This is a genomic window from Rhizobium sp. P44RR-XXIV (genome assembly GCF_001999485.2).
GTDB lineage: Bacteria > Pseudomonadota > Alphaproteobacteria > Rhizobiales > Rhizobiaceae > Rhizobium.
On the sequence record NZ_MPVZ02000023.1, the window covers coordinates 143,864 to 163,639 of the forward strand.

17 protein-coding genes are annotated in these 19,776 nt (G+C 58.2%); 7 read left to right on the forward strand and 10 right to left on the reverse strand.

The genetic code is table 11. From position 1 onward, the window contains the following. Nucleotides 1–64: 64 nt before the first annotated feature. Together BSK43_RS03505 and BSK43_RS03510 are read left to right on the forward strand one after the other, a co-directional pair. Nucleotides 65–292, forward strand: coding sequence for a DUF1674 domain-containing protein (locus BSK43_RS03505; protein WP_077470522.1), 228 nt, complete (start codon nucleotides 65–67; stop codon nucleotides 290–292). A gap of 67 nt (nucleotides 293–359) precedes the next feature. Next, nucleotides 360–1,133, forward strand: coding sequence for a DUF3658 domain-containing protein (locus BSK43_RS03510; protein ID WP_077470426.1), 774 nt, complete (start codon nucleotides 360–362; stop codon nucleotides 1,131–1,133). A gap of 118 nt (nucleotides 1,134–1,251) precedes the next feature. Here BSK43_RS03510 and acs read toward each other — a convergent pair whose 3' ends face one another. Further along, nucleotides 1,252–3,210, reverse strand: a complete 1,959-nt coding sequence (gene acs, locus BSK43_RS03515) for an acetate--CoA ligase (RefSeq protein WP_077470425.1) — start codon at nucleotides 3,208–3,210, stop codon at nucleotides 1,252–1,254. A 223-nt stretch (nucleotides 3,211–3,433) separates the two neighbouring features. Here acs and BSK43_RS03520 point away from each other — a divergent pair, with 223 nt between their 5' ends. Beyond that, complete coding sequence (locus tag BSK43_RS03520; RefSeq protein WP_068390349.1) at nucleotides 3,434–4,141, forward strand: DUF1013 domain-containing protein; 708 nt, start codon at nucleotides 3,434–3,436, stop codon at nucleotides 4,139–4,141. A 332-nt stretch (nucleotides 4,142–4,473) separates the two neighbouring features. On the opposite strand, the gene BSK43_RS03525 is transcribed toward BSK43_RS03520, so the two are convergent. Continuing rightward, complete coding sequence (locus BSK43_RS03525) at nucleotides 4,474–5,133, reverse strand: YggS family pyridoxal phosphate-dependent enzyme (RefSeq protein ID WP_077470424.1); 660 nt, start codon at nucleotides 5,131–5,133, stop codon at nucleotides 4,474–4,476. A gap of 200 nt (nucleotides 5,134–5,333) precedes the next feature. On the opposite strand from BSK43_RS03525, the gene leuS reads away from it, so the two are divergent. From leuS to holA, 3 genes are read left to right on the forward strand one after another with little or no spacing between them, the layout of a single operon-like run. Continuing rightward, nucleotides 5,334–7,964: a leucine--tRNA ligase gene (gene leuS / locus BSK43_RS03530; RefSeq protein WP_077470423.1), complete on the forward strand. Its 2,631-nt coding sequence runs from the start codon at nucleotides 5,334–5,336 to the stop codon at nucleotides 7,962–7,964. Next, a complete protein-coding gene (lptE, locus tag BSK43_RS03535) occupies nucleotides 7,954–8,475 on the forward strand; it encodes an LPS assembly lipoprotein LptE (RefSeq protein ID WP_077470422.1) in 522 nt (173 codons plus the stop codon). Before leuS ends, lptE begins: the two co-directional genes overlap by 11 nt. A 13-nt stretch (nucleotides 8,476–8,488) precedes the next feature. Further along, complete coding sequence (gene holA / locus BSK43_RS03540; RefSeq protein WP_077470421.1) at nucleotides 8,489–9,526, forward strand: DNA polymerase III subunit delta; 1,038 nt, start codon at nucleotides 8,489–8,491, stop codon at nucleotides 9,524–9,526. Between the two features lie 118 nt (nucleotides 9,527–9,644). Here holA and BSK43_RS03545 read toward each other — a convergent pair whose 3' ends face one another. The 8 genes from BSK43_RS03545 to hemE form a co-directional block, all read right to left on the reverse strand. After that, nucleotides 9,645–10,529: a ParB/RepB/Spo0J family partition protein gene (locus tag BSK43_RS03545; RefSeq protein WP_077470420.1), complete on the reverse strand. Its 885-nt coding sequence runs from the start codon at nucleotides 10,527–10,529 to the stop codon at nucleotides 9,645–9,647. Between the two features lie 32 nt (nucleotides 10,530–10,561). Next, nucleotides 10,562–11,359, reverse strand: a complete 798-nt coding sequence (locus tag BSK43_RS03550) for a ParA family protein (protein ID WP_077470419.1) — start codon at nucleotides 11,357–11,359, stop codon at nucleotides 10,562–10,564. A 21-nt stretch (nucleotides 11,360–11,380) separates the two neighbouring features. Beyond that, complete coding sequence (gene rsmG, locus BSK43_RS03555; RefSeq protein WP_077470418.1) at nucleotides 11,381–11,998, reverse strand: 16S rRNA (guanine(527)-N(7))-methyltransferase RsmG; 618 nt, start codon at nucleotides 11,996–11,998, stop codon at nucleotides 11,381–11,383. 26 nt (nucleotides 11,999–12,024) lie between these two features. Then, nucleotides 12,025–13,905 (reverse strand): tRNA uridine-5-carboxymethylaminomethyl(34) synthesis enzyme MnmG, encoded by a 1,881-nt coding sequence (mnmG, locus tag BSK43_RS03560; protein ID WP_077470417.1) that lies wholly within the window; start codon nucleotides 13,903–13,905, stop codon nucleotides 12,025–12,027. Between the two features lie 120 nt (nucleotides 13,906–14,025). Further along, nucleotides 14,026–15,345: a tRNA uridine-5-carboxymethylaminomethyl(34) synthesis GTPase MnmE gene (gene mnmE, locus BSK43_RS03565; RefSeq protein WP_077470521.1), complete on the reverse strand. Its 1,320-nt coding sequence runs from the start codon at nucleotides 15,343–15,345 to the stop codon at nucleotides 14,026–14,028. Nucleotides 15,346–15,490: 145 nt separating this feature from the next. Further along, complete coding sequence (gene rho, locus BSK43_RS03570; protein WP_136686704.1) at nucleotides 15,491–16,756, reverse strand: transcription termination factor Rho; 1,266 nt, start codon at nucleotides 16,754–16,756, stop codon at nucleotides 15,491–15,493. 198 nt (nucleotides 16,757–16,954) lie between these two features. Then, entirely contained in the window at nucleotides 16,955–17,500 is a 546-nt protein-coding gene (hemJ, locus tag BSK43_RS03575; RefSeq protein ID WP_205910586.1) for a protoporphyrinogen oxidase HemJ, read from the reverse strand. Further along, the gene (gene hemE, locus BSK43_RS03580; protein WP_077470416.1) at nucleotides 17,497–18,534 is read right to left on the reverse strand and encodes a uroporphyrinogen decarboxylase; all 1,038 of its coding nucleotides are present in this window, start codon (nucleotides 18,532–18,534) and stop codon (nucleotides 17,497–17,499) included. Before hemE ends, hemJ begins: the two co-directional genes overlap by 4 nt. Nucleotides 18,535–18,937: 403 nt before the next feature. On the opposite strand from hemE, the gene BSK43_RS03585 reads away from it, so the two are divergent. Continuing rightward, nucleotides 18,938–19,759: a pyruvate, water dikinase regulatory protein gene (locus BSK43_RS03585; RefSeq protein WP_068390558.1), complete on the forward strand. Its 822-nt coding sequence runs from the start codon at nucleotides 18,938–18,940 to the stop codon at nucleotides 19,757–19,759. Nucleotides 19,760–19,776: the final 17 nt, after the last annotated feature.

Sequence of the window (19,776 nt, forward strand, 5' to 3'; positions counted from 1 at the left end):
GGCCGGACGCACTATGATTTGGCTATTCCTCCGCCTAATTCAACGGTTCCGGGCCGATCAGATCATGCAGACAGCCGATAACGACAATAAACTCGACACCGAAACCGGTGAAATGACACGCAAGCCGCTCTCGCCGGCTGCCAAGCGCGCACTTGCCGAAGCCGAGGAGCGCCGCAAGGCGCAGGAAACTCAAGCGCAGGCCGAAATCGCCCCCGAAATCGGCGGCCGCGGCGGCGCCGACCCGGCTCGATTTGGAGATTGGGAGATTAATGGGCGGGCGATCGATTTTTGATTATGAACTAAATTCGAGTGCATCCTCCACGTTGATATGAAACCATTTCGCTCATCGGAACCGGGCAATGAAAACTTTGCATGTAGCGCCTGGCTTTTCCGCCGCGGGCTCACTGCGCGAAGCACTCCGGTTGGCAGGCCGGGAAGATGACGTCCTGCCTTTCGGAGATGACCTGACTTGCGGACCGATTAATTCCGACGCTGCAGCTAGGGCGGCGTGGTGGCACCCATTTTACGAAGATGCCATGGGCGAGCATTTTCAAAACTTCTGGCGGCGCATCGATGAAACCGACGATAGATTGGTCGTGTGGTTTGGACGGCATTGCGCGCAGGAGCTTGCCTTCAGGCTCGCCTGGGCTTTCCATATGAACGGTCGTGCCTATGATGTCATCGATGTCACCGACTTGCACCTCCCAAGTCGGCCAGGAGACGACGCCACACCTACGACCTATTCCCCACAGGCAGTTTCTCTAATTAGAGCCGAAACTTTGGCGACCATATTGGACAAGGCGCAGCTCGTCGTGCCCGAACACGATCTTGCGAGCCAGAACGAATGGAAGCGCTTGATGGATGAAAACGCTCCTTTTCGCATCGTTACGTCGACGGGATTAGTATCCGCACCTCTGGATTACTTCGATCGAGTCCTGCTCGAACACGCATCCCCAGAGTGGCAAAAAATGGCTCGCATTGTCGGAGACACAATGGGTTTGACTTGCGACCCATACTACCAGGTTGGAGACGTTATGCTGCAGGCACGACTAATCGCCCTTGTCGACGAAGGGAAGCTCCTTGCTGAGGGTGATCCTTGGAACATGCAAGCTTGCCGAATCCGACTTCCGTAGTGAGTTTAAAAATCACTGAAGGTTTCACGTGAAATGAATTGGCGAGGGACAAGCCCTCGCCAACGTAGATTTTGCGATTTCAAATCATGAGCTCAAGCGAATACTCGCGCGGCTCGATTTAAGCCGCATCCGCCTTGTTCTGCCTGTTCGCGATCAGATCATCGACAACAGCCGGATCGGCGAGCGTCGAGGTATCGCCAAGCGCGCCGAAATCGTCCTCGGCGATCTTGCGCAGAATGCGGCGCATGATCTTGCCGGAGCGGGTTTTCGGCAGGCCGGGGGTGAACTGGATCTTGTCCGGCGAGGCGATCGGGCCGATTTCGGCGCGAACGTGTTTCACCAGCTCCTGGCGCAGCGCGTCCGAGCCTTCCTGGCCGACCATCAGCGTCACGTAGCAGTAGATGCCCTGGCCCTTGATCGAATGCGGATAGCCGACGACGGCAGCTTCCGACACATGCTTGTGCGACACCAGCGCCGATTCGACCTCAGCCGTGCCGAGACGATGGCCCGAGACGTTGAGCACGTCGTCGACGCGGCCGGTGATCCAATAGTAGCCGTCTTCGTCACGGCGGCAGCCGTCACCGGTGAAATACTTGCCCTTGTAGGTGGAGAAGTAAGTCTGGATGAAACGCTCATGGTCGCCATAGACCGTGCGCATCTGGCCCGGCCAGCTGTCGGCGATGACGAGGTTGCCGTCGGCCGCACCTTCCAACACCTTGCCGTCGCTGTCGACCAGCTCCGGCTGCACACCGAAGAAGGGCAGGGTGGCTGAACCGGGCTTGAGGTCAGTCGCGCCGGGAAGCGGCGTGATCATGTGACCGCCGGTTTCCGTCTGCCACCAGGTATCGACGATCGGGCTGCGGCTGTCGCCGACCACCTTGTAATACCATTCCCAAGCTTCCGGATTGATGGGCTCGCCCACCGTGCCGAGCAGGCGGAGGCTGGAGCGCGACGAACGCTTGACGAAATGATCGCCGGCACCCATCAGCGAGCGGATCGCCGTCGGCGCCGTGTAGAAGATATTGACCTTGTGCTTGTCGATGACGTCCCAGAAGCGGCCCTGGTCCGGATAGTTCGGCACACCTTCAAACATCAGCGAGGTCGCCGCATTCGCAAGCGGCCCATAGACGATGTAGGAGTGACCGGTCACCCAGCCGACATCGGCCGTGCACCAGTAGATATCGCCGGGGTGATAATCGAACGTATATTCATGCGTCATCGCCGCATAAACAAGATAGCCGCCGGTCGTATGCAGCACGCCCTTCGGCTTGCCCGTCGAGCCGGAGGTATAGAGAATGAACAACGGATCTTCCGCCTTCATTTTCGCTGGCGGACAATCCGCTTTCACCTTGGCAGTTGCCTCGTGGTACCAGATATCGCGGCCGGCTTCCCAGGCGACCTTACCGCCGGTGCGGCGCACCACCAACACAGTCTTGACATCGACCTTCTGCTTGGCGGCGATCTGGACGGCCTTGTCGGTATTTTCCTTCAGCGGAATGGATTTGCCGCCGCGAACGCCTTCATCGCAGGTGATGACGAAGGTCGATTCGCAGTCGACGATGCGGCCACCCAGTGCCTCGGGCGAAAAGCCGCCGAAGACGACCGAATGCACCGCGCCGATACGGGCGCAGGCGAGCATCGCATAGGCCGCTTCCGGGATCATCGGCATATAGATGGTAACGCGGTCGCCCTTCTTGACGCCCTGCTTCTTCAGGACGTTCGCCAGACGGCAGACCTGCTCGTAAAGCTCGTTATAGGTAACCTTCTTGTCGATATAGGGATTGTCACCTTCCCAGATGAAGGCGACGCGGTCGCCATGCTTCTTCAGGTGCCGGTCGATGCAATTATAGGAGACGTTAGTGACGCCGTCCTCGAACCATTTGATCGAGACCTTGCCGGTAAATGACGTGTTCTTGACCTTGGTATAGGGCTTGAACCAGTCGATACGCTTACCGTGCTTGCCCCAGAATTTGTCGGGATCCTCGACGCTCTGCTGATACCATTTCTGATATTTCGCCTGATCGATCAAAGCATGCGCCTCGACCGCTTTCGTCACCGGATGAATCTTTTCCGACATAGTCTCCTCCTCGAGTCCTGGCACCCTGATTTGCAAGTATGGGCGCACTTTCCGCGCCATCAATAGCAGGTCAAACCATGACAGCAATTGGACAAAGTGCATTTCATCCGCAAAGAATTGCAATTCCGCGACACTATCGTTATATAGGGCCGTATTTCCCGGACATTGAGGTGTTACACCCCGGACCGCGACACCGGCGCGGACTGACAGAAGGACTATATCCATGGCTCAACAATTGCTCATGCCGAAGGCAACTGCCATCTGGCTTGTCGACAATACAGCCTTGTCATTCGAACAGATCGCGCAGTTCTGCAGGTTGCATCCGCTCGAAGTGAAGGCCATTGCCGATGGCGAAGCAGCACAGGGCATCAAGGGCCTCGACCCGATCTCGACCGGCCAGCTTTCGCGTGATGAAATTGCCCGCGCCGAAGCCAACCCGAACCACAAGCTGAAGATTTCCGAGCCGAAGGTTCGCGTGCCGGAATCGAAGCGCCGCGGCCCGCGCTACACGCCCGTCTCCAAGCGTCAGGACCGCCCGAACGCCATTCTCTGGCTGGTGCGCAACCATCCGGAACTGAAGGATGCGCAGATTTCCCGTCTCGTAGGCACCACCAAGTCGACCATCGAGCAGATCCGCGACCGCACCCACTGGAACTCGGCCAACCTGGCGCCGATGGACCCGGTAACGCTTGGCCTCTGCAGCCAGATCGATCTTGACATGGAAGTCGAAAAGGCCGCCAAGGGCCGTCCGCTGCCGACCGCCGCCGAACTCGGCGCGACGCTGCAGCCCGCTCAGGAAACCGAAAAGCTCGGCTTCAGCTATGAGCGTGACGAGCCGAAGGAAAAGGAAATCGACGCCGACGCCGTTTTCGCCAAGCTCAAGTCGCTGAAGTCGACCACACCGGACGACGAAGACGACGATCAGTTCTGAGGCGGGATCGATCTTCGCTAGTTTCAAAGCCCCGGTTTTCGACCGGGGCTTTTTTGTCGGAAGACACAGGCCGTCCCCTTCGCCTCCCTTCGCCAAGCTCAGAAGCTTCCGCGCCTCAGGATGAGGAGTGGTCTTTTGCTCGATCATGGGCCGCCCCGATCCTTCGACAAGCTCAGGATGAGGGCGGAGCGAGCTGCGAGCAGGGCGAGAGAACCAGCCCTCATGGTGAGGAGGCCCACAGGGCCGTCTCGAACCACGAGGGCGGGTGGCGGATGGCCACACGCATCTCCGCCCGATCCATGACGCCGTTGCTTTTGTGTTCGCTGAAAGATCTACCGCGCGCCAAAAATCGCCGAACCAAGGCGAACGCTTGTCGCGCCGAAGGCAACCGCGGTTTCATAGTCGCTCGACATGCCCATCGACAGCCTTTCGACACCTGCCTCGCCGGCAAGCTTCGCCAGCAAGGCGAAATGCGGCCCCGGATTTTCGTCCGCAGGCGGGATGCACATCAGGCCCTCGATCGAAAGTCCGAGCTCCTTGCGGCAGAGGTCGACGAAGGCAACCGTATCATCAGGCGCGATGCCTGCCTTCTGCGGCTCCAGCCCGGTATTGACCTGGACGTAGAGCCTGACGCTCTTGCCCTGGCGCTTCATTTCATCGGCAATCGCGCGCGCGATCTTCTCCCGATCGATGGTTTCGATGACATTGAACAGCGCCACCGCGTCGGCAGCCTTGTTCGATTGCAGCGGCCCGATCAGATGCAGCTCGATCCCGGGCGTTTCCGCCTTCAGCTCCGGCCACTTGCCCTGGCTTTCCTGCACTCGGTTTTCGCCGAACACACGCTGGCCGGCCGAAATTGCCGGGCGGATCTGATCCGCATCGAAGGTCTTGGAAACGGCAACCAGCTGCGCGGAGCCGGCCGCTCGGCCGGCCTGACGCTCCGCTGCCGCGATATGGGAACGAACTTCGTTCAGGCGCTCTTGAAGTTCCATCTTTTCGCCTCGATATTCACGCTTGCTTCTCAGACTTTGCAATAATGAGGCAGGCGGCCTTTGCCAAGGGCGAATGCGCCGGAATCCGGCTTTGCTTTGCAAGATAAAGCACTTGCCGCACCTGCTAAACTTGACGCTTGGATGGTTTCGTGGTGAAGGTCACCCCTTAATCCCCATGATTTTCCGGAATACAAGATCAGATGACTATCGAACGTTATAATCCGCGCGACGCCGAGCCCCGCTGGCAGCAGAAATGGAACGAAGACGAGGTCTTCGTGACCGACAATGCCGATCCGCGTGAGAAATACTACGTTCTAGAAATGTTTCCGTATCCGTCCGGCCGCATCCACATGGGCCATGTGCGCAACTATGCCATGGGCGATGTCGTCGCGCGCTACAAGCGCGCTCGCGGCTATAACGTGCTGCACCCGATGGGCTGGGACGCCTTCGGCATGCCGGCCGAAAATGCCGCCCGCGACAACAAGGTTCATCCCAAGGAATGGACCTACCAGAACATCGCCTCGATGCGCACCCAGCTGAAGGCCATGGGCCTGTCGCTGGACTGGAGCCGCGAATTCGCCACCTGCGACGTCGATTATTACCACCGCCAGCAGATGCTCTTCATCGACATGATGGAGAAGGGCCTGGTCTATCGCAAGAAGTCTAAGGTCAACTGGGACCCGGTCGACAACACCGTTCTGGCCAACGAGCAGGTCATCGACGGCCGCGGCTGGCGTTCCGGCGCGCTCGTCGAGCAGCGCGAGCTGACGCAATGGTTCTTCAAGATCACCGAGTTCAGCCAGGAGTTGTTGGACGCACTGGATACACTCGACCATTGGCCGGAAAAAGTGCGGCTGATGCAGAAGAACTGGATCGGCCGCTCAGAAGGTCTGACCATTCGCTGGGAAATCGTGCCGGAAACCGCACCCAACAGCGACCGCGAAATCGCCGTTTATACGACGCGTCCCGATACGCTGTTCGGCGCCTCCTTCCTGGCGATCTCGGCCGACCATCCGCTCGCCAAGGAAGCTGCCGCAAAGGATGCCGAGATTGAAGCCTTCTGCGAGGAGTGCCGCCGCGCCGGCACCTCGCTCGCCGCGCTCGAAACCGCCGAAAAGAAGGGCATGGACACCGGCATTCGCGTGCGCCATCCCTTTGATCCCTCGTGGGAACTGCCCGTCTACATCGCCAATTTCGTGCTGATGGACTATGGCACGGGCGCGATCTTCGGCTGCCCGTCCGGTGACCAGCGCGACTTGGATTTCGCCCGCAAATACAATCTGCCTGTCGTGCCCGTGGTCATGCCTAGGGATGGCGATGCGGCAAGCTTTAGCGTCGGCGATGTCGCCTATGATGGTGACGGCGTCATGATCAACTCGCGCTTCCTTGACGGCATGGGCACGGAAGAGGCGTTCGATACCGTCGCCTCGAAACTATCTGCCGCCAGCCTCGGCAATGCGCCGCAGGCCGAGCGCAAGGTGAATTTCCGTCTGCGTGACTGGGGCATTTCCCGCCAGCGCTATTGGGGCTGCCCGATCCCGGTCATCCATTGCGATGATTGCGGCGTGCTGCCGGTGCCAAAGCAGGATCTGCCGGTCCGGCTGCCTGACGACGTTACCTTCGACCAGCCCGGCAATCCGCTCGATCGGCATCCGACATGGCGGCATGTCGCTTGCCCGCAATGCGGCAAGGACGCTCGCCGCGAGACGGACACGATGGATACCTTCGTCGACTCGAGCTGGTATTTCGTCCGCTTCACCGCGCCATGGGAGAACCAGCCGACCGACCAGGCCGCCGCCAACCGCTGGCTGCCCGTCGACCAGTATATTGGCGGCATCGAGCATGCGATCCTGCATCTGCTCTATTCGCGCTTCTTCACGCGTGCCATGCGCGAAACCGGCCATCTCGACGTCAAGGAGCCCTTCAAGGGACTGTTCACGCAGGGGATGGTGGTGCACGAGACCTATAGCCGCGGCTCGGGCCTGACGCGCGAATGGGTGTCACCGGCCGATATCCGCATCGAGGAAGTCGACGGCCAGCGCAGCGCCACGTTGCTCTCCACGGGAGAAAACATCGCCATCGGCTCGATCGAGAAGATGTCGAAGTCGAAGAAGAATGTCGTCGATCCCGATGACATCATCGCGTCCTACGGTGCCGACACGGCGCGCTTCTTCGTGCTGTCCGATTCACCGCCAGACCGTGACGTCATCTGGTCCGAAGCCGGCGTCGAAGGTGCGCATCGTTTCACGCAGCGCATGTGGCGTCTGGTCTCAGAAGCGGCAGACGCGCTGAAAGCTGCAAAACCGAATCCGGCTAAGGAAGGTGAGGCGCTGGCGATTTCGCAGATCGCACATCGCACGCTTAAGGCTGTCCAGGGTGATTACGACAAGCTCGCTTTCAACAAGGCGGTCGCGCGCATCTATGAATTCGTCAATGCGCTGGCAGCTCCGTTGGGCAAGGTCGCCGCCGGCCATGCCGATGCGGCCTATGTCTCAGCTGCCCGCGAAGCCGTGGAAATCCTGATTGCGCTGGTTGCGCCGATTACACCGCATCTTGCCGAAGAATGCTCGGCGGTGCTCGGCAACACCAATATGATCGCCACGAGCCCCTGGCCCAGCTATGACGAAGCGCTGGTGATCGAGAACGAGATCGTCTATCCCGTTCAGATCAACGGTAAGAAGCGCGCCGAATTGACAATCGCGCGCGATGCGGATCAGAATGCCGTGCAACAGGCCGTTCTCGCCCTGGATGCCGTCAAAAGCGCGTTGAATGGTCAGGCGCCAAAGAAGATCATCGTCGTTCCACAGAGGATCGTAAACATTGTCGTCTGATACTCTCTTCAAGTTCGCCCGCATCGCCGGCATTGCGTTTCTGGTGGCTGTTACCGGTCTTCTGTCCGCCTGCCAGGTGAAGCCGCTCTATGCCCTGAGCACCGGCGTCACCCAGAAGCTGTCGGAAGTATCCTTCTCCGACGCCAATTCGCGCGTCGGCCAGGAAGTCCGCAACCAGCTGATCTTCATCGCCGGCCGCGGCGCCGGCGAGACAAAGACGCCGAAATACACCGTTGACCTGAGCGTCACCTCCGGAACCGGCGGCGTCCTCTATCTGCCGTCTTCCGACACATCTGGCGCCGGCCGCACCACGGTAACCGCATCTTTCACCCTGAAGGATGCAATCACCGGCAAGGTGATCAAATCCGGTAGCCGCGCGGTAACCTCGCTGGTCGACTTCCCAACACAGGAATTCGCCAAGCAGCGCGCAGTTCGTGATTCGGAAGACCGCGCCTCCCGCGAAGTCGCCGAGATGGTGGCTGCCGACATCGCTGCTGCGCTCAGCCGCTGATCAAGAGCGCGGCATGGCGGAAATCAAGTCTCACGAGTTTGACGGATTCCTCCAAAATGCCGCGCGCAATTACCGCATCTTCGTCATTTATGGCCCGGATCGTGGTCTGGTATCCGAGCGTGCCGCTCAGATTGCGGCCAAGACCGGCGTCGATCTGAAGGATCCATTTTCCCTTATCAAGCTTGATGTCGGTGATCTTCAGAACGATGCGGGCCGCCTGCTGGACGAAGTCAACGCCATTGGTCTTTTCGGCGGCGAAAAGCTCGTCTGGATTCGTGGCGCCGCCAACGAAAAGGCCCTGGTCGATTCGCTGCAGATCATTGCCGCCAATCCGCCGGATGGCAGTTTTGTCATCGTGGAAGCCGGTGACCTCAAGAAGGGTTCCGGGCTGCGCAAGGTTGTCGAGCCTGCGCGCAGCGTAGCGACAATCCCCTGCTATGCTGATGATATCAGAGCGCTCAATAGCCTGATCGACACCGAGCTGGCAAATGAAGGCCTGCGGATCACGCCGGCCGCACGCCAGGTGCTGTTGGAGCTTCTCGGCGGCGACCGGATTGCCTCGCGCAATGAAGTCCGCAAGCTGGCGCTCTATTGCCGCGGGCTGGGCACGATAGAGGAAGAACACGTCACCGAAATCATCGGCGATGCCAGCGCCGTCTCCGCCGACGACGCCGTCGACGCGATCCTGAAGGGCGATTCGGAAGCCTTCCTGCATGCCATGCAGAAGATCTCCACCTCCAAGACGCCGATGTTTCTCGTGTTGCAGGGCTGCCTCAAGCAGTTTCAGCTGCTGGATGCGATGCGTGCCGAAATGGATGAAAAGCGGTCGGCTCCGGCACAGGTCATGCAGTCACACGGACGTCACCTGCATTTTCGCCGCAAGCCGATTATCGAACAGGCCCTCAAGACCTGGACGGCGCCTGCCATTGCGCGTGAGATGAACAGGCTGCAGTCAGCCATCCTCCAGACACGACAACGCGCCAGCCTCGAGGATACGATCGCCACGCAAACCTTGCTCGCGACCACGCTGCAATCAGCCCGCAAGGGCTAAGGTTTCATGAAAAGCATATTGCTCTCACCAGCGCCTCACGAAATCGCTGATGGAATCTATCACATTGTTTTTGCTATAATTTCTGCGAAAAACCGTTATACGGCTTCCTGAAATTACCCTAGCGGCGCTCGAGCAGCCGGCAGATTTCCTCAAGCTGCTCCAGCGTCTTGTAGGATATTTTGACCTGCCCGCCACTGCCGCGATGGTTGATCGCAACATCGAGCCCGAGCGTATCCGACAGAGTGCGCTCCAGCGCCAGCGTGTCGGAATCCTTTTCATCCTTGCGCGGTCCGGCGGGACGGGGATCATTCTGCGCCTTGATGTCGTTCTGCGCCAATCGCTCGGCATCGCGAACCGACATGCCCTTCGAAACGATTGTGCGGGCGAGGGTGGTCGGATCGGACGTAGACACCAGCGCCCGCGCATGGCCCGCCGACAGACTGCCGCCGGCAAGCATATCGCGCACAGGATCAGGCAGCTTCAGCAACCGCAGGGAGTTGGCGACGTGACTGCGGCTTTTGCCGATGATCTCGCCAAGATCATTCTGCGTGTAGCCATGCTCGGCTATCAGCTGCTCATAACCCAGAGCCTCTTCCAATGGATTGAGATCGGCGCGCTGAACATTCTCGACAATGGCGATTTCCAGCGCCGTCTTGTCGTCCACATCTCGGACGATGACCGGAATCTCAATCAAACCAGCAAGTTGTGCCGCCCGCCAGCGTCTTTCACCGGCGATGATCTCATAGCGATCTGCCGAAACAGTGCGAACGACGACCGGCTGCACGATGCCGTGCTGACGAATAGAGCTGGCGAGATCGTGAAGCTCTGTTTCATCAAAGTAGCGACGTGGATTGCGCGGATTACGGCTGATGAATTCGATCGGCACCATGCGATCCGGATTGACCGCCGGTTTCCCGGCATCCACAGGCGTCGGCTGGTCCATCTCTCCAATGAGAGCTGCTAGTCCGCGCCCAAGACGCCGCTTCGAAGGATCATCATTCATCACCGGTACTCACTCTGGAACAAATACTATAATCAGGCTGCGGCCTTGCGTTGCCGCTCTCGCTGGATAACTTCGGAGGCCAGCTGCAAATAGGCCTGGCTGCCCGCGCACTTCAGATCGTAGAGAATAGCAGGCTTGCCATAGGAAGGGGCCTCGGACACGCGTACGTTGCGCGGAATCAACGTATGGTAGACTTTTTCACCCAAATGCGTGCGTACATCGCTGACAACCTGCTGGGCGAGATTGTTACGGGAGTCAAACATTGTCAGCACGATACCCTGAATATCGAGCGACGGATTGACGGTACGCCGAACCTGATCAACGGTCTCAAGCAACTGGCTGAGGCCTTCAAGCGCAAAAAATTCGCATTGCAACGGCACCAGCACCGAATGTGCAGCCGCCATGGCATTCATGGTTAACAAATTGAAAGAAGGTGGGCAATCAACCAGAATATAGGAGAAGGAAAGCGCATCCGGGGTGTTCAGTGCGCGGCGAAGCCTGAAGACGCGATCTGGTTGCTGCGCAATTTCCATCTCGACGCCAAGCAGATCCATGGTTGACGGCACGATAAAAAGATTCGGGACGGCAGTTTCCTGGACTGTCTCCAGAATCGTGTGAGTCCCGGCCAAAAGGTCATAGGATGATTGCTTTCGATCCCGACGCTCGATCCCGAGGCCGGTGCTCGCATTGCCCTGCGGATCAAGATCAACGATCAAAACGCGCTCGCCAATCGCGGCCAGCGCCGTCGCCAGATTGATCGCCGTCGTAGTCTTTCCGACGCCACCCTTCTGATTTGCGATGGTAATAATCCGATTTCGCTCGCCGATCATCTGTCGCACATCCAATTCCGGTTAAATCAGGCGCCGAAGGCGACTCAGTTCCAAAATTACGGAATCTCGCTCGACGACACTCTGATGTTTTACCAGATCGAATTCCCAACGACCACGGGCTTTCTCAAGCTCGCGTTCATAATCCCGGCCTTTATGCAGCAGAAGAATCAAATTCTCGTTGCGCTCGAGCCAGGGAGCCGAATAATCGAGCAGCCCTTCAAGCTCGGCGAGGGCACGCGCCGAAATAATATCGCAATGTTGGATAGCCGCCGGCGCTTCCTCGATCCGAACAGCATGAACAGTGCCGCGAGCGCCACATTCCCGCAAACAGACGCGTAGAAAAGCGGCCTTCTTCTGGTTGCTCTCCACCAGATCGACATGCCCGGCGCCGTGTTCCGAAAGCAGAATCGCGGTGATCACCCCCGGAAAACCACCGCCGCTACCTAGGTCAACCCAATGATCAGTCCTGGGGTGAATCTGGAAAATCTGTGCGCTGTCGGCGATGTGGCGCCGCCAGAGGTCATCAATCGTCGATGGCGCTACAAGGTTGATCGTTTTTGCCCATTTCTGGAAAAGCTGGGCAAAATGCTGCAACCGCTCCTGTGTTTCACGTGAAACACGTACACCGTTCAATTCCATATTCTGGACTCTCAAACCTTGCAAATTTAAGAAACGAGCTTTTGCTTCTCTGCGCTGCCTAGCTTCCGAAGATGCGCCAGCAGCAAGGAAATAGCGGCCGGGGTCATCCCGTCGATGCGGGATACCTGAGCAATATTCTTCGGACGAGCAGCGATCAGCTTCTGCTTCAGCTCGTTGGACAGGCCGGAAAGAACGGCAAAATCAAAGTCGGTGGGAATAGCGCGCTCTTCCTCTTTCCTGGCCTGAACAATATCCGCGGTCTGCCGATCCATATAAACGGCGTAGGCTGCTTCAATCTCGACGGCCTCACCGACATTCCGCTCGATCGAGCCCAATTGAGGCCATAGCCGCGACAGCGATTCGATCGACTGGTCCGGGTATGAAAGAAGTTCGTAGGCAGACCGACGCTGGCCATCCTTGTTCAGATGCAAACCCGCCTTTGCCGCCTCGCTCGGCGTCACCGACAGCTCTTTCAACTGAATACGCGCCTCCTCGAGCTTTTTGGTATAACGCTCGAACCGCTGCGCGCGGTCAGTGCCAACACAGCCAATAGCCTGCCCGATCGGCGTCAGGCGCACATCCGCATTGTCAGCTCGCAACGACAGTCGATACTCCGCCCGGGAGGTGAACATACGATAGGGCTCGGCAACGCCTCGCGACGTCAGATCATCGATCATGACGCCGATATAGGATTCTGTACGGCTGAACTCCACCGGCTGCCCGCCAGATGCCAGCCGCGCGGCATTCAACCCGGCAACAAGACCCTGCGCGCCAGCCTCTTCATAGCCGGTAGTGCCATTGATCTGGCCCGCCAGGAACAATCCCGGGATTTTCTCGACTTCCAGCGACAGCTTCAGCTCCCGCGGATCGACGTGGTCATACTCGATTGCATAGCCGCACTGCAGGATGCTGACTCGTTCCAGACCCGGAATGGTTCTGATGAAAGCATCCTGAACCTCTTCGGGCAAGGAGGTCGAAATGCCATTCGGGTAAACCGTCGTATCGTCGAGACCTTCCGGTTCGAGGAAGATCTGGTGGCCGTCGCGCTCGCCGAACTTGACGATCTTGTCTTCGATCGACGGGCAATAGCGCGGGCCGATGCCCTCGATCTGGCCGGAATACATGGCGGAACGATTGAGGTTCTCGGCGATGATCCGATGAGTTTCGCTCGTTGTACGCGTCACCCCACACTCGATCTGCGGGTTTGTGATACTATCGGTCATGAAGGAAAATGGTGTCGGATCCTCGTCTGCACCTTGCCTACCAACTGATTCCCAATCGATCGTGGCGCCATCCAAGCGAGCCGGTGTCCCGGTCTTGAGCCGACCGAGTGCCAGCCCATATCGCAGCAGCGTCCCGGACAGACCGACTGACGGCTCTTCTCCAACACGGCCGGCTGGAATCTTCTTATCACCAATATGGATCAGGCCGCGCAAAAAGGTGCCGGTCGTTAGAACGACGGCGCCGCAGCGGAAAATTCTGCCATCCTTCAGCACAACGGCCGAAACACGCCCCTGTTCTATCGTCAGATCAAAGGCATCACCCTCGATCACGTTAAGATTGGCAGTGTTGTCGATTTCCGCCTGCATCGCGAGCCGATAGAGCTTGCGGTCAGCCTGCGTTCGAGGGCCGCGAACCGCAGGACCCTTTTTCCGGTTCAGCATACGGAATTGGATACCACCGGCATCGGCCATGCGGCCCATGAGACCATCCAGGGCGTCGATCTCACGCACAAGATGCCCCTTGCCAAGTCCGCCGATGGCCGGATTGCAGGACATGACGCCGATCGTGCTGCGCTTATGGGTGATAAGAGCCGTGCGGGCACCCAAACGCGCGGCCGCAGCCGCGGCCTCGCTACCGGCGTGGCCACCCCCTACAACGATGACATCATATATAGTGTCGAGCATAATCGCGATCCTCGATGAAGCCGCTTGTTTGGCACATCGGTTTTGGGAGTCAAGAAGGTTTCACGTGAAACGTCAGCAAATGGTGCCACCGGCAGTGCCGCTGGCCGTGTTTCACGTGAATCATTTGCCGATGCAGAATTCTGAGAAGATAACATCGAGCAAATCCTCGACATCGACCCGCCCGGTAATACGGCCCAAGCTGTTTGCGCTTTGCCGTAGATATTCCGCCCTTATGTCGAGACCGTGGCCTGCTGAACCTACAGCGGCATCCAAGGCCTTCAGGCTCTCTGAGAGCAACCCTCGATGACGCAATCGGCTTGGCAAGGCGAGGGACAAGGACGCTGAGCGATCCTGCAGGTTCCTCAGCAGGCATTGATGAAGCGCCGCCAATCCCGATCCGGTCTCTGATGAAACCAGCAGGTCGTAGCCATCTTCACCACCATCACGAATATCGGACTTGGTGCCGATTGTCAGAACATCACCGACGAAGTCGGGAAAGTCTGTTTGAGCGGGCTGGCCGATTTCAGCAAGGGACAGAACCAGATCGGCGTCGGCAACGGTTTTAAGCGCGCGGCGAATTCCTTCCCGCTCAACACGCTCTTCCGTTTCGCGCAGGCCGGCCGTATCGTACAGTTTGACGGCATAGCCCTCAATATTGAGGTCGACATGCAGAACGTCTCTGGTTGTTCCCGCGACATCCGTTACAATCGCCACTTCGCGTTTCGCCAATATGTTCATCAGGCTCGATTTGCCGGCGTTTGGCGGGCCGGCAATAACCACCTTCAAGCCATCCCTGATGATTTCGCCGAAATCGGCTCCGGCCAGATGCTCCGAAAGTTCGGAACGGAGCCGTTCCATATCCTTCCACACCAGGTCCGACACCGAGCCCGGAACATCATCCTCATCGGCAAAATCGAGTTCGGCCTCGATCAGCGCCCGTGCACGGGTGAGGCGATCCGCCCAGCCATCATAGAGATCAGAGAGACCACCGGCCGCATGCTCCATGGCCAGCCGTCGCTGCATCTCCGTTTCCGCGCTGATGAGATCGGCAAGCCCTTCGACCTCGACAAGATCCATCCTGCCGTTTTCCATCGCGCGCCTTGTGAATTCACCATGTTCAGCGAGACGGCAATTATCGAATGTCGAGAGCTCGGCCAGCAGTGCTGCAACGACTGCCTTACCGCCGTGAACGTGGATCTCGACACAATCCTCGCCAGTGAAAGAGGCTGGACCCGGAAATGTGAGTACGAGCCCACGGTCGATAAGAAGACCGTTACGAGTCCGAATCGATTTAAGGGCTGCATGTCGCGCCGGCGGTAAAGCGCCTGCCAGTGATTCAGCGACGGTCAAAGCCGCGGCACCGCTGATGCGAACCACCGCCACACCGGCCGGAAGGCTCCCACTCGAGAGAGCGTAGATCGTTTTGTTTGTCGCGTGCATAAATTGATCCGCTTCCGAATCGATCGCAAATTGCGCAGGAAGTCCTCGGACTCCATAAATGAAAATCGGGCCGCACAAGGCGACCCGATCGTACCATATCCCGAACCGTCATCGAAATGACAGTCCGGCGAATTCAGTCCATGAATTAGGTATTCATCGACTCGAAGAAATCGGGGTTGGTCTTCGTCTGCTTCAACTTGTCGATCAGGAATTCGATCGCGTCGGTCGTGCCCATCGGCGCGAGGATACGGCGCAGAACGAAGATCTTCTGCAGGTCCTGACGCGGCACCAACAGATCTTCCTTACGCGTACCGGACTTGAGGATATCCATCGCCGGGAAGATGCGCTTGTCGGCAACCTTGCGGTCGAGCACGATTTCCGAGTTACCGGTGCCCTTGAATTCTTCGAAGATGACTTCGTCCATGCGGCTGCCGGTATCGATCAGCGCAGTCGCGATGATCGTCAGCGAGCCACCCTCTTCGATGTTACGGGCGGCACCGAAGAAGCGCTTCGGGCGCTGCAGGGCGTTGGCGTCGACACCACCGGTCAGAACCTTGCCGGAGGAGGGAACGACGGTATTGTAGGCGCGGCCGAGGCGGGTGATCGAATCGAGCAGGATGACAACGTCGCGGCCATGCTCGACCAGACGCTTGGCCTTCTCGATGACCATTTCGGCAACCTGAACGTGGCGCACAGCCGGTTCGTCGAAGGTCGAGGAGATGACTTCGCCGCGCACGGAGCGCTGCATGTCGGTCACTTCTTCCGGGCGTTCGTCGATCAGGAGAACGATCAGATAGCAATCGGGATGATTGGCGGTGATCGAGTGAGCGATGTTCTGCAAGAGAACGGTCTTACCGGTACGCGGCGGTGCGACGATCAGGCCGCGCTGGCCCTTGCCGAGCGGCGCGACCAGATCGATGACGCGCGGCGAAAGATCCTTCGACGTCGGGACGTCGAGCTCCATGCGGAAACGCTCATTCGGATAGAGCGGCGTCAGATTGTCGAAATGAACCTTGTGACGGATCTTTTCCGGATCGTCGAAATTGATGGTGTTGACTTTCAGCAGCGCGAAATAGCGCTCGCCTTCCTTCGGACCACGGATCGGTCCCTCGACCGTGTCGCCCGTCTTCAGCGAGAAGCGGCGGATCTGGGAGGGAGAAATGTAGATGTCGTCTGGGCCGGGAAGGTAATTGGCATTGGCGGAGCGAAGGAAACCGAAGCCGTCCTGCAGAACTTCGACGACGCCCTCGCCGATAATTTCTACGTCCTGGCTTGCGAGCACCTTCAAGATCGCAAACATCAATTCCTGTTTGCGCATCGTGCTGGCGTTTTCGACCTCGAGCGACTCGGCAAAGGCCAGGAGGTCGGTCGGGGATTTGTTTTTCAGTTCTTGAAGCTTCATTTCAGCCATGAAGGGAGTTACTCATTTTTTAGGAGGGGAAAGGCAATGTTGCTCGTATTCAGAACCGCGATAGGGGCGTTCGCGGGAGACAGAATGGATACATGCCACGAAGAAGAGATGGCGGGAAAATAGCGATTCAGTCTATGGCCCGCAAGGGGGGCAGGCAAAATGAAGGAAATTTAACGTCACCGCTAAAAAAGCCTCGTCTCACGCAAACGGTTTCACGACAGCGAGTATGACAATCACGATCATCAACAGCGTCGGCACCTCGTTCATCATGCGCCAATAGCGCGCCGAACGCTTGTTTTCGTCACGGGCAAAAGCGCGCGCCGCGCTGCTGAAATGGCCATGAACAGCCGACATCAGGACAACGAGCCCGATCTTCGCATGCAGCCAGCCGCCGTGGAAATCATAGACCGACCAGGCGAGATAAAGCCCGAAGATCCAGGTCAAGATCATCGCCGGCGTTATGATGTACCGCAGCAGGCGCCGTTCCATCACCTTGAAGGTTTCGGATTGCTGCGACCCCGGCTCGGCATCGGTGTGATAGACGAAAAGCCGCGGCAGATAGAGCATGCCGGCCATCCAGGAAATCACCGCGATGATGTGGAGCGCCTTGATCCAGAGATAGAGATCGGCCGGATGCCAGGCAAACAGCCCGATCGCCAATGCGGCGAATATCAGGATCATGAAATAGGCGCGCATTCCCGCCTTTTTGCCGGGTGCGGCATCCGTCTGTTTCTCGATTGTCATCTGCCTCTCCATCCCCGAACCCGCTCGACGAGCGCTGCGACATTGGCCGGGTCTGCCTGCGGCGTGATCCCGTGTCCAAGATTGAAAATCAGCGGACCATTGCCGAGATACTGCAGGATATCGTCGATCCCGTCCTCCAGTGATTTTCCGCCGGCAACGACCCGCATCGGATCGAGGTTGCCCTGCACGGGGCCTTCCAGCTGCAGTTCCCGCGCGAAAGCCAGCGGCACCGACCAATCCAGGCCGATCGCATCGGCACCGGTCTTCTGGCGGTAGGTCTTCAGCTGATAGCCCGCACCCTTGGCGAAAGCGATGATCCGCGCATTCGGCCGTTGCGCCTTGACGGAGGCGATCATTCTCGCGACCGGTTTGACGGCAAATGCCTCGAATTCCCTCTCGCCGAGCACTCCGGCCCAGGAATCGAAAATCTGCACAGCGTCGGCGCCCGCATCGATCTGCGCCACCAGGTAAGCGGCGGAGATATCGGCGAGCAACATCAGTAGATGTTCGAATGCCTTCGGATAACGATAAGCGAACAAGCGGGCAGGGGCCTGGTCGGGAGTGCCGTGACCGGCAATCATATAGGTCGCAACGGTCCATGGCGCGCCACAGAAGCCGAGAAGGGTCGTTTCGGTGGGCAGCTCCCGCCGCAACCTCCGGATCGTCTCCATGACAGGCGCAAGGTATTCAATCACGCCCTCAGGCTTCAAAGCCAGGATGCCCGCCTCATCGATCGGATCCATCTCGGGGCCGTGTCCCTCGGTGAAGCGAACATTGCGCTTCAATGCGTCAGGGATGACGAGGATGTCGGAAAAGAGAATGGCCGCATCGAAGCCATAACGACGGATCGGCTGCAGCGTCACTTCCACCGCATGGTCAGGCGAATAACAGAGATCGAGGAAGCTTCCTGCCTTGGCGCGTGTCTCCCGATATTCGGGCAGATAGCGTCCAGCCTGACGCATCAGCCAGAGAGGGGGTGGGCTTAGCGTTTCTCCGCTCAGCACCCGTAAGATCTTCCGGCGTTCATCGGTCAATGACGTCGTCCTATATAAAAACAAACATATATCTAAAGGTTTCTATTTCTTAGAGTCGGTGACTATCAAGGATTAAAACTCATCCAGAGCCTGTCCAATTTGTCGCGCCTCTATCGCCAATCGTGCAATCATATCGGTGCTGCTTCGAGGATATGTGGAAAACAGAATTGATTATTCAATCTTTTGAGAGGCTTGAGGGGAATCTTCTGCCAGCGGTATCTGGGGATAAGGTGGGGACCTGTCCGGCCTACTTCATCTTGTCCACATTGCCCACAGGCCTCGCTGAAGGCTCCCCACGAAAACCCCAAATGTGGAAAACTCGGCAGTTTTCCACTTGCCCAGGAGAGGCCGGTTCTCGTACCTCTGTTTTGTCCCGGGATATCAACAGGTGATGGAAAGTAGCGTGGAAAACCGAACAAGCTTCTTTCATCTGCACCTGATTTCTGACTCAACGGGAGAGACTCTGATCTCTGCCGGGCGCGCTGCTTCCGTTCAATTCCATGCCACACAGCCGATCGAGCACGTCTATCCGCTGATTCGGAATCGCAAGCAGCTCCTGCCGGTTTTGGAAGCGATCGATCATAGCCCCGGTATTGTCCTCTATACGATCGTCGATCGCGAGCTCGCGGATTTCATCGATGAACGTTGCCGGGAGATGGGTGTGCCCTGTGTCAATGTTCTCGAGCCGGTCATGAATGTCTTTCAGACCTATCTCGGCACGGCGTCGCGCCGGCGAGTCGGGGCGCAGCATGTGATGAATGCTGACTACTTTGCCCGCATCGAAGCCCTGAACTTCACCATGGATCATGATGATGGGCAGATGCCGGATGATTACGACGATGCCGATGTCGTCATCATCGGCATCAGCCGAACCTCGAAAACGCCAACCAGCATCTATCTGGCAAACCGTGGTATCAAGACCGCCAACATTCCGATCGTGTCAGGTGTGCCCCTGCCGGAAAGCCTGGCCAGGGCGACGAAGCCATTGATCGTAGGTCTGGTGGCAACGACGGATCGGATATCGCAAGTGCGCGAAAACCGCATTCTCGGCACGACCCCTGGCTTCGATCGCGGTGATTACACCGATCGCGCCGCCATCTCGGAAGAGCTGAAATATGCCCGCTCACTCTGTGCGCGGCATAATTGGCCGATCATCGATGTCACGCGCCGCTCCATCGAAGAGACTGCCGCCGCCATTGTTGCCCTGCGCCCCAAGCTGCGCTAAGCGCTGCACACCATTAT